Raw genomic sequence first — 10,290 nt, forward strand, 5'->3', positions numbered from 1 at the left:
GGGCCGCGCCGATCGCGGGCCGGGGGCGGGGCGGGCGCCCGCCCCCCCGGGCCCCCCGGCCGCCCCCGGCCGGGCGCCGCACTTCTGGGGTCCGCTGCGGGCGACCACGCCGTCCCGGATCGGCCTGGCCCGCACCGGCGACGCGGTGTCCACCCGGCACCTGCTGGAGTTCCGCGCCGCCCACGCCGCCGCCCGGGACGCGGTGCACGAGCCGCTCGACGTCCCCGCTCTGGCCGCGGCGGTGTCCGCCGCCGGGCTGGGCGAGCCGGTGGTGGTGACCAGCCGGGCGGCCGGACGGAGCGAGTACCTGCGCCGCCCCGACTTCGGCCGCCGGCCGGCCTCGCTGGCTCCGCTCGACCCGCTCCCCCGCGGGCGCGACATCGGCGTCGTGCTGGCCGACGGCCTGTCCGCGCGGGCCCTGGCCGAGCACGGCGCCCCGCTGCTGCGGGCGCTGGTCGATGCATTCGCCGGCCGCTGGAGCGTGGCGCCCCCGGTGATCGCGACCCAGGCCCGGGTCGCGCTGGGCGATCACATCGGGGCCGCGCTGGCCGTGGGCACCCTGCTGGTCGTCATCGGGGAACGGCCGGGACTGTCGGTCGCCGACAGCCTGGGCATCTACCTGACCCAGGCGCCGCGGGCCGGGCTCACCGACGCCGACCGCAACTGCGTGTCCAACATCCATCCGCCGGGCGGGCTGGGCTACGCCGAGGCCGCGCGGGTCACCGCCGGGCTCGTCGAGGGCGCCCGGGCGTCGGGCCGGTCCGGGGTGACCCTGAAGGACACCTCCCGGGCAGCGCTCGACGGCAGCGCCCGGTCGGCCCTGGACTGACGCGCCTCCGGGGCGGCGCTGAAGGGCACCGCCCGATCGGCCCGGACCGACCCCCGCCTCCCCGGACGGAACCCCGGCACTTCCACCCGCCGGAACCCGGTCCGCCGGGCGGGCGACGCCGGGCGGCCCGACCCCAGGATGGAACCTGGCCCGGTGGCACCGCACGCCTGCGGTGGCCAGCACGCATCCATCCGAGGAGCCCGCATGCCCGACCCGCACGATCTGCCGGACTACTCCGAGGCCGACCTCACGGTCGGCCACCAGAAGGAATACGCCGCGGGGATCAAGGCGGTCGGCATCTCGATGAAGCGCGCGCTGGCCCACATGGGCCCGGTGCGCACGGCCCAGACGCTGACCCGGCTCAACCAGGCCGAGGGCTTCGACTGCATGAGCTGCGCCTGGCCCGATCCCGAGGTCGGCCACCGGCACACCGCGGAGTTCTGCGAGAACGGAGCCAAGGCGGTGGCCGAGGAGGCCACCACCGCCCGGGCGACGCCCGAGTTCTTCGCCGCGCACAGCATCGCCGAGCTGGACGCCCGCTCCGAATGGTGGCTGGGCCAGCAGGGCCGGCTGACCCATCCGCTGGTCAAACGACCCGGCGCCACCCACTACGCGCCCATCGAGTGGGACGAGGCGTTCGCCCTGATCGGGGACGAGCTCAACGCGCTCGGCAGCCCGCACGAGGCCACGTTCTACACCTCCGGCCGGGCGTCGAACGAGAGCGCGTTCGCCTACCAGCTGTTCGTGCGCGCGTTCGGCACCAACAACCGGCCCGACTGCTCGAACATGTGCCACGAATCGACCAGCGTCGGCCTGGCCGAGTCGATCGGCATCGGCAAGGCGTCGGTCAGCATCGAGGACGTCCATCAGGCCCAGCTGATCATCGTGGCCGGTCAGAATCCCGGCACCAACCACCCGCGCATGCTCTCCGCGCTGGAGATCGCCAAGCGCAACGGGGCCACCATCGTCGCGATCAACCCGCTGCGGGAGGCCGGCCTGACCCGGTTCAAGAACCCGCAGCGGCCGTCCGGGGTCGTCGGCGACGGCACCAAGATCGCCGACCTGCACCTGCCGATCAAGGTCAACGGGGACCAGGCGCTGTTCCAGGCACTCGGGTCGCTGCTGGTGGAATGGGACGCGCTGGACCACGACTTCATCGCCACCCACACCACCGGGTTCGAGGCCTGGAAGGCCCACGTCGGGGCCGTCGACTGGAACCGGGTGACCGACGTGACCGGGCTGACCCGGGCGCAGATCACCGAGCTCGGGCAGCTGCTGCGTGACTCGTCCGCGACGGTGTTCTGCTGGGCGATGGGTCTGACCCAGCACCGCAACGGGGTGGCCACCATCCGCGACGTCTGCAACCTGGCGTTCGCCCAGGGCAACATCGGCAAGCCCGGGGCCGGCCTGTTCCCCGTCCGCGGGCACTCCAACGTGCAGGGCGACCGGACCATGGGCATCTGGGAGCGGCCGCCGCAGAACTTCCTGGACGCCCTGCAGCTCGAGTTCGGCTTCGACCCGCCGCGCGCGCACGGGCTGGACGCGGTCGATTCCATCCGCGCGCTGCGCGACGGCCAGGCGCACGTGTTCATCGGGCTCGGTGGCAACTTCGTGCAGGCCGCGCCGGACACCGAGGTGGTCATCGAGGCCATGCGGCGGGCCCGGCTGACCGTGCACATCTCGACCAAGCTGAATCGCTCGCATCTGGTCTGCGGGCGGACGGCGCTGATCCTGCCGACGAAGGGCCGGACCGAGAAGGACGTCCAGGCCTCCGGCGAGCAGTGGATCTCGGTCGAGGACTCCACCTGCGCCGTGCACGCCTCGCGGGGCCCGCTCAAGCCGGCCAGCCCGCACCTGAAGTCCGAGGTCGACATCGTCTGCCGGATGGCCCAGGCCACCCTCGGCGACCGGTACGGGATCGACTGGACGGCGATGCGGGAGGACTACGGCGTGATCCGGGGTCACATCTCCCGGGTGGTCGCCGGGTGCGAGTCGTACGAGGTGAACGTGCGCCGGCCCGGCGGATTCGTCATGCCGCACCCGCCCCGGGACACCCGCACCTTCCCGACGCGATCCGGCCGGGCCGAGTTCGCCGTCTCGCCGATCGAGGCGATCCAGGCCCCGCCCGGGCACCTGGTGCTGCAGACCCTGCGCAGCCACGACCAGTACAACACCACCATCTACGGCCTGTCCGACCGCTACCGCGGCATCGAGGGCGGCCGGAAGGTGATCTTCCTGAACGCGCAGGACATCGCGGCCGGCGGGTTCTCCGACGGCCAGCACGTCGACATCGAGACGCACTGGCCCGACGACGACGTGGTCCGCTGCGTGCGTGCCTTCCGGATCGTCGCCTACGACACGCCGGCCGGATCGGCGGCCGCGTACTACCCGGAGACCAGCCCGCTGATCCCGCTGGATTCGACCGCGCTGGAGAGCAACACCCCCACCTCCAAGTCGGTCATCGTGCGGCTGCTGCCGGCCGGTCAGGGACACGAACACCAGGTCGCCGACGAAAGCCAGGACGCGACCGGCTCCGACTGGGACCACAAGTGGGAGCCGGACGTCGAGGAACATCTGTCCTGAGCCCGCCGCCCGGCCCGGGGCCCGATCACCGACCGGCGGGCGGGTCCGCGTCGATCAGGTCGGTGACGTCCACCTGAGTGCCGATGAAATGGGTGACGGCCCCGGTCTGCGGGTCGCGGATCGGGGAGATCGACAGGCGGTTCCAGAACGGCCGGCCGTCGCGCCGGTGATTCCGGATCACGGCGCTGACGTCCTCCTGCCGGGCCAGCGCGGCGGCCAGTCGCGCGACGTCGGCCCGATCGGTCTCCGACCCCTGCAGGAAGCGGCAGTTCCGGCCGAGGATCTCGGACGGGGCGTAGCCGGTCAGCCGCTGGAACGAGGAGTTGGCGTAGACCAGCGGCAGGTCGTCGGTGTTGCTGGCGATCGTGATGCCCTGCACGGCCCCGCTGGCGGCGACCGCGCGGAGCAGCACGGCGGGCAGCCCGTCCGGCGAAAACGGGATGTCGGCGGCCGGCCCACTGCGCATCATCGGAGTATGCCTGCCCTGGAGATCACGCTGCGCCGGGTGGTCCCCGGCGACTTCCCCCTGTTGGCCACCTGGCTCTCCCGCCCGCACGTGCACCGGTGGTGGTTCCACGAGTTCACCGCCGACGCCGTCGCCCGCGACTTCGGCCCCTCCGCCCGCGGGGAGGAGCCCAACGAGGACCTGCTGGTCCTGCTGGCCGGCGCCGGCGGGCCGCGCCCGGTCGGCCTGGTCCAGCGCTGCTTCTGGCACGACTATCCCGAGTACGTGCGCGAGATCGCCCCGATCCTGGCCGTCCCGCCCGACGCCGCGACCATCGACTACCTCATCGGCGAACCGGCCGACACCGGCCGCGGCCTCGGACCGGCGATCATCCGGACGGTGCTGGCCGACACCTGGGCCACCCGGCCCCGGGCCGGCTGCGTGATCGTGCCCGTGGCCCTGGGCAACCGGGCGTCCTGGCGGGCGTTGGAGAAGGCCGGCTTCACCCGGGTCGCCGTGGGTGACCTGGAGCCGGACAACCCCGTCGACCCGCCCGACCACGTCGTCTACCGCATCGACCGTCCCTGACCCTCTCGAGCCGGCCCCGGACCACCCCCGGATTCGTGTTGATCATGGGAAGATCGCCGTTCTGCGGCCCGTCAGGCGGCCACCATCCCATGATCAACAGCGGATGAGGGCTCAGTCGTCGGTCGGCTGGGCCCGCTTGGCCAGCACCTGCAGCTCGTCCCAGACGGCCCGCGCCCGGTCGACGCAGACGACCACCAGGTCGCCCGGGTTGGCCCGCTCGACCGCGGTGCGGGTGGACTCGATCTCGTCCAGCACGGTCTCGATCTGCTTGACCCGGCCACCCTCGGCCTGCCCCTCCCGGGCGCCCTGCACGATGAGGCCGGCGGTCTCCCCCGGCTGCCGTCCGCGGAGCCGGTCGTCCTCCCGGACGATGATCACGTCGAAGTGCTTGGCCGCCTGCCGGCCCAGGTCGAGCATGTCCTGGTCGCGCCGGTCGCCAGCGGTGGCGATGACGCCGATCCGCTGCGGCCGTTCCAGCACCGAGTCGTCGTCGAAGAACCGATCGACGAAATCGCCGAGCGCGACCATCGCGGGCGCGTTGTGGCAGTAGTCGACGATCACCTTGACCCCGCGCACCTCGGTCAGGTTCATCCGGCCCGGCGCCGAGTAGTACGACGGCGTGAACGAGCGCAGCCCGCCGCGGATGTCGCCCAGGTGGGCACCGGCGCAGTAGGCGGCGGCCGCCGCGGCCATCGCGTTCTGCACGTTGAACATGGCCTTGCCGCCGAACGTCGCCGGCACCAGATGCGTGTAGGCCAGCGGCATCCGGCGCCGGCCGTGGACCAGCACGATGAGATCGCCCAGTTCGGACCGCTCCAGGATGACCGCCTTGCCGCCGCGCCGGCAATGGTCGGAGATCATCCGGTTGTCCGGCTTGATCGAGAACCAGACCACCTCGCCCGAGCAGGCCCGCCGCATGTTCGCCACCAGCGGGTCGTCGGCGTTCAGCACGGCCGCCCCGTTCTTCGGGACCGCCTCCACGATGACCTGCTTGACCTGAGCGAGCTGCTCGACGGTGTCGATCCCGCGCAGTCCCAGATGGTCCGGCGCGACGTTGAGCACCACGGCCACGTCGTTGCGCGCGTAGCCCAAGCCCTCGCGCAGGATGCCGCCACGCGCCACCTCGAACACCGCGAAGTCGACCCGGGGGTTCTGCAGGACCATCCGGGCCGAACGCGGCCCGGAGGCGTCGGAGCGGATCACCAGCCGGTCGTCGATCACCACGCCGTCGGTGGAGGTCATCCCGACCTTACGGCCCATCGACTTGAAGATGTGCCCGATCATCCGGCTGCAGGTCGTCTTGCCGTTGGTGCCGGTGACCGCGACGATCGGAATGCGGGCGTTGCTGCCGGGCGGAAACATCAGGTCGACAACGGGTTTCGCGACGTACTGGGGATCGCCGATGGTCGGGTGGGTGTGCATCCGGAAACCGGGCGCGGCGTTCACCTCGCAGATCGCGCCGCCGGTCTCGCGCACCGGCTGGGTGATGTCCGGGCAGAGGAAGTCGATGCCGGCGATGTCCAGCCCGACGACGCGGGCGGCCTCCTCGGCGATGTCGATGTTGTCCGGGTGCGCCTCGAAGGTGCGGTCGATGGAGATCCCCCCGGTCGACATGTTGCCGGTGAGGGCGAGTTTGACCATCTCGCCGCGCGGCGGCACGTCGGTCATCTCGTACCCCTGGGCCCGGACCAGCTCGACCGCGGCGTCGTTGACCTCGATCCGGGTGAGCACCTTCTCGTGCCCGACGCCGCGCCGGGGATCGGCGTTGGTCGCCTCCACCAGGGCGGCAACGCTTTTCACCCCGTCCCCGATGACGTGCGCGGGCACCCGCTCGGCGATCGCGATCATCTGACCGCCGATCACCAGCACCCGGTAGTCCTTGCCGGCGATGTAGGACTCGACCAGCACGTAGCCGCGGCGCGACTGGTCGTAGGCCTCGTCGAAGGCGCCCCGGACGGCGGCCTCGTCGGTCAGGTTGATTGCCACGCCGCGGCCGTGGTTGCCGTCCAGCGGCTTGAGCACGACGGGGTAGCCGATGCGGCGGGCGATCCGCACCGCGTCGTCGGCCCGCCGGACCACCTCGGACGCCGGCACCGGCAGCCCGGCGGCAGCCAGCAGCCGGTTGGTCAGCTCCTTGTCCGAGGCGATGTCAACGGCCAGCGAGGACGTCAGCGACGTCATGGTGGCCCGGATCCGCCGCTGGTTGACCCCGTGCCCCAGCTGCACCAGCGAACCGGAATTGAGCCGCTGGTAGGGGATGTCGCGGGCGATCGCCTCGTCCAGGATGGCCTGGGTGGACGGGCCGAAGGCGACCCGCTGGCAGGTCCGCAGGAAGGCGTCGTGCTCGGCGGCGAAATCGAACCCGGCGTCACCGTCGGCGGCGGCCAGATCGTTGTCGGGGATCAGATGGTTGACCAGCCGGACCGCGAGCCGCCCGGCCAGCGTGCCGACGGTGTCGTCCAGGTAGCCGTAGATGACGTTGTAGACGCCGTCCTCGCCGGTGGACCGGGTCTTGCCCCGGGTGATCTCGTGGCCGGAGGTGCGTTGCAGCTCCAGCGCGACGTGCTCGACGACGTGCCCGGCCCAGGTGCCCTCGACCAGCCGCTCCACGAACCCGCCGTCCCGGCCCCGGGAGCACTGGTGGTCGTGCAGCCCGGGCAGCAGGTCGAGCAGGGCCTCGGTGAAGCCGGGCAGCGTGTCGGTCGGCCGCTGCTCCAGCCGCCCGATGTCGACGACCAGGTGCACCGCCGGCTCGTACGACCAGAAGTTGGGCCCGCGGTAGACCCGGGTCTCCCGGATCGTGATGTCCGGTTCCCCGGAGCCCGAAGGGACGTTCGGTTCCGCCGCCGACCCGGCCATGGCCCAGCCCCTTCCACCAGCTTCCAGGAGTTGCCCAGGATTGTGCCCCGGACCGGTCCGGACCGCGCAGCCGCACCCGGGCCGTCCGATACTGGCCCGCGTGCCCATCCTGCGCGAGCCCAAGATCGACACCCATCTGCACCTGCTCGACCCCCGGCGCTTCCCCTACCACCCGCAGGCCTGGTACCACCCCGGCGCGGCGGAACAGTCCTCCGCCGAGCAGCTGATCGACCTGTTCGACGCGTTCGCGGTCCGGCACGCGGTGATCGTCGGGCCCAACTCCGGCTACGACACCGACAACCGCTGCCTGCTGGACCTTCTGGAGCGCGGCCGGGGCCGGTTCGCCGGGGTCGCGGTGGTCGACCCGGACATCTCCAGGGACGAGCTGGCCGGGCTCCGGGACCGGGGCGTCGTCGGCGTCACGATGCAGGCGGCGCTGCTGGGCGTCGAGCACTTCGCCGGCGCCGGGCCCTTGCTGGACCGGCTCCGGGAGCTGGGCATGGTCGCGGACGTGCAGGTGCAGGGCGACCAGCTGGTCGAGCTGGCCCCGCTGCTGGACGGTTCCGGCGTCGACGTGCTGATCGACCACTGCGGTCGGCCCGACCCGGCCGCCGGGCCGGAGCAGCCCGGCTTCGCCGCCCTGCTGCGCGCGGCCGCCACCGGCCGGTACCACGTCAAGCTCTCCGGGCTGGTCAAGTGTTCCGCCCAGCGCTACCCGTGGCCGGACGCCTGGCCGTACGTGCAGGCCCTGGTCGAGGCGTTCGGGCCGGAGCGCTGCCTGTGGGGCTCGGACTGGCCGTTCCTGCGGGCCCCGGAGCGCATCGACTACGCCACGGTGCTGACCCTGACCGAACGCCTGCTGCCCGACCCGGCGGTCCGCGCGCAGATCCTGTTCGGCACACCGGCGCGGCTGTTCGGGTTCGCCCCCTGACGCCCGTCAAGCTGGGCGGATGTCGATCGACATCGAGCTGACGTTCTGGCAGTGGGTGCTGGCCATCGTCTTCGTCCTGGGCGTCGGGTTCGTTTCCGGCCGCATCCTGGGCATCCACCGGGGTTTCCTGCGGGCCACCCTGGCCGGCGTCGTCGGTTCCTTCATCGGCCTGGTGCTGGCCACGTCCGTCCTGCACGACCACCTGGACGACGAGGACATCGCGGCCAACCTGCTGCTGACCACCTTCGGCTTCGCGCTGATCGCCACCATGATCATCTCGGTCATGCTGGAGGCGGTGCTGCGGCCGCGCCGGTCCGGCCGGCGGGTGCCCTGGCGGACCCGGTTGCGGGCGCTGTCCACCGTCGGCGGGCGGCTCTTCGAGGTCACCCGCATCGCCCGGCGGCACGGCCTGGTCGGGCGGCGGCTGGTCTCCCGGTCGGCCCTGACCAGCCCGGAGGGCGGCCGCCGGATCCGCGGCTTCCTGGAGGACTGCGGCGGGGTGTTCATCAAGTTCGGCCAGATCGCCTCCACCCGAGCCGATCTGATCCCGCCGGCGGTCATCGTCGAGCTGTCCGATCTCCAGGCCAACGTGAAGAAGGTGCCGAGCGAGGCGATCCGCGCCGCGGTCGAGCGCGAGCTGGGCCACCCGGTGGACGAGATCTTCACCCGGTTCGACGACGAGCCGCTGGCCGCCGCCTCGATCGGCCAGACCCATACCGCGGTGCTGCCCGACGGCCGGCCGGTGGTGGTCAAGGTGCGGCGGCCGGGCGTCGAGGTCGGCGTCGCCCGCGACTCGGCCGTCCTGCGCTGGGCCAGCCGGCAGCTGAGCCGCCGTTCGGAGGCCGCCCGCTCGCTCGGCCTGCAGGCGATCTCCGACGAGCTGATCCGCTCCGTCGAGCAGGAACTCAACTACGTGCACGAGGCGGCCAACGCCAAGGCCCTGAGCGTGGTCCCGACGGCCGGCGTCCAGATCCCGCCGGTGGTGTCGTCGCTGAGCACCGACGGCGTGCTGGTGATCAACCGGGTGGCCGGCGTGCCCGTCTCGGACGCGGCCGCGGTGGACCGGTGCGGGGTCGCCCGCCCGGTGCTGGCCGACCGGCTGCTGTCGGCCTTCCTGAACCAGGTGATGGTGGCCGGGGTGTTCCACGCGGACCCGCACCCGGGCAACATCCTGATCGACGGCGACGGCACCCTGTGGCTGATCGACTTCGGCGCGGTCGGGTTGATCGACCCGGTGACCATGGAGGCCCTGCAGCTGATGGTCGGCGGGCTGGCCACCCACCAGCCGACGCTGATCGCCCGCGGGCTGCGCTCGATGTCCGGGGCGGCCGGTGAGTCCCTGGACACCCAGGCGTTGGAGGCCGAGCTGAGCCGGCTGCTGTCCGAGCAGATGCACGCCGGCGGCTTCGACCCGCGGAGCCTGCAGCAGATCATCGGCGTCATGCGCACCCACGACCTGCCGGTGCCATCGACCCTGACCCTGCTGGCCCGGGCCCTGCTCACCCTGGAAGGCACGCTGCGGGTGCTCGACCCCGGCCTGGACCTGGCCGTCGCCGCCCAGTCGCAGCTCGGCGCGAGCGTGGAGGCCCAGACGGCCGACCCCAAGCAGGTCGCGCAGACGGAACTGATGCGCAACATGCCCTCGTTCCGGGCGCTGCCCGGGCTGACCGAGGACATCGCCCTGCAGCTGCGGGCCGGGCGGATCCGGCTGCAGGTCGACGCGTTCTCGGGGGAGAGCCAGGGGTACCTGACCCGGTGGATCGATCAGACCCTGTTCGCGGTGGTCGCCGCAGTCGGGCTGCTGTCCTCCACCCTTATGCTGGTCGGGGTGGCGGTGTCCGACGCCGACCGGGAGACCGGTGCGCTGACCGCCGTCGGGTACATCGGGCTGGTCATCTCGTCGGTGATGCTGATGCGGGTCGTCGCCCAGATCCTCCGGCGGGACGGCGAGAAGGCCCGCTGACCCGGCCCGGGAACCTGCACGGCCGCCGCGCCGCCTCCGATGTGCCGCCGCACCGCCGCCCGGACCCCCGGCGCCCGCCCCCGTGAGGGAGG

Annotated in this window: 7 protein-coding genes; 5 read left to right on the forward strand and 2 right to left on the reverse strand. The window is 72.6% G+C overall.

Annotated elements, in window-relative coordinates:
- Positions 1–94: 94 nt before the first annotated feature.
- Both eutC and ACOJUF_RS25720 read left to right on the forward strand, forming a co-directional pair.
- Positions 95–829 carry an ethanolamine ammonia-lyase subunit EutC gene (gene eutC, locus ACOJUF_RS25715; protein WP_420124654.1) on the forward strand — a complete coding sequence of 245 codons (735 nt, stop codon included), beginning with the start codon at positions 95–97 and terminating at the stop codon, positions 827–829.
- Between the two features lie 204 nt (positions 830–1,033).
- Positions 1,034–3,412, forward strand: a complete 2,379-nt coding sequence (locus ACOJUF_RS25720) for an FdhF/YdeP family oxidoreductase (protein ID WP_420124648.1) — start codon at positions 1,034–1,036, stop codon at positions 3,410–3,412.
- Between the two features lie 25 nt (positions 3,413–3,437).
- Here the strand turns inward: ACOJUF_RS25720 and ACOJUF_RS25725 are convergent, their stop codons facing one another.
- A complete protein-coding gene (locus tag ACOJUF_RS25725; RefSeq protein ID WP_420124649.1) occupies positions 3,438–3,878 on the reverse strand; it encodes a PAS domain-containing protein in 441 nt (146 codons plus the stop codon).
- Positions 3,879–3,887: 9 nt separating this feature from the next.
- Here ACOJUF_RS25725 and ACOJUF_RS25730 point away from each other — a divergent pair, with 9 nt between their 5' ends.
- Positions 3,888–4,445, forward strand: a complete 558-nt coding sequence (locus ACOJUF_RS25730) for a GNAT family N-acetyltransferase (RefSeq protein ID WP_420124650.1) — start codon at positions 3,888–3,890, stop codon at positions 4,443–4,445.
- 111 nt (positions 4,446–4,556) lie between these two features.
- Here the strand turns inward: ACOJUF_RS25730 and cphA are convergent, their stop codons facing one another.
- Entirely contained in the window at positions 4,557–7,304 is a 2,748-nt protein-coding gene (gene cphA, locus ACOJUF_RS25735) for a cyanophycin synthetase (protein ID WP_420124651.1), read from the reverse strand.
- A gap of 100 nt (positions 7,305–7,404) precedes the next feature.
- Between cphA and ACOJUF_RS25740 the strand changes: the two genes are divergently transcribed.
- Entirely contained in the window at positions 7,405–8,235 is an 831-nt protein-coding gene (locus ACOJUF_RS25740; RefSeq protein ID WP_420124652.1) for an amidohydrolase family protein, read from the forward strand.
- Between the two features lie 19 nt (positions 8,236–8,254).
- Positions 8,255–10,198 (forward strand): ABC1 kinase family protein, encoded by a 1,944-nt coding sequence (locus ACOJUF_RS25745; protein WP_420124653.1) that lies wholly within the window; start codon positions 8,255–8,257, stop codon positions 10,196–10,198.
- Positions 10,199–10,290 lie beyond the last annotated feature (92 nt).

Origin of the sequence: Nakamurella sp. (genome assembly GCF_048594475.1) — a bacterium.
GTDB lineage: Bacteria > Actinomycetota > Actinomycetes > Mycobacteriales > Nakamurellaceae > Nakamurella.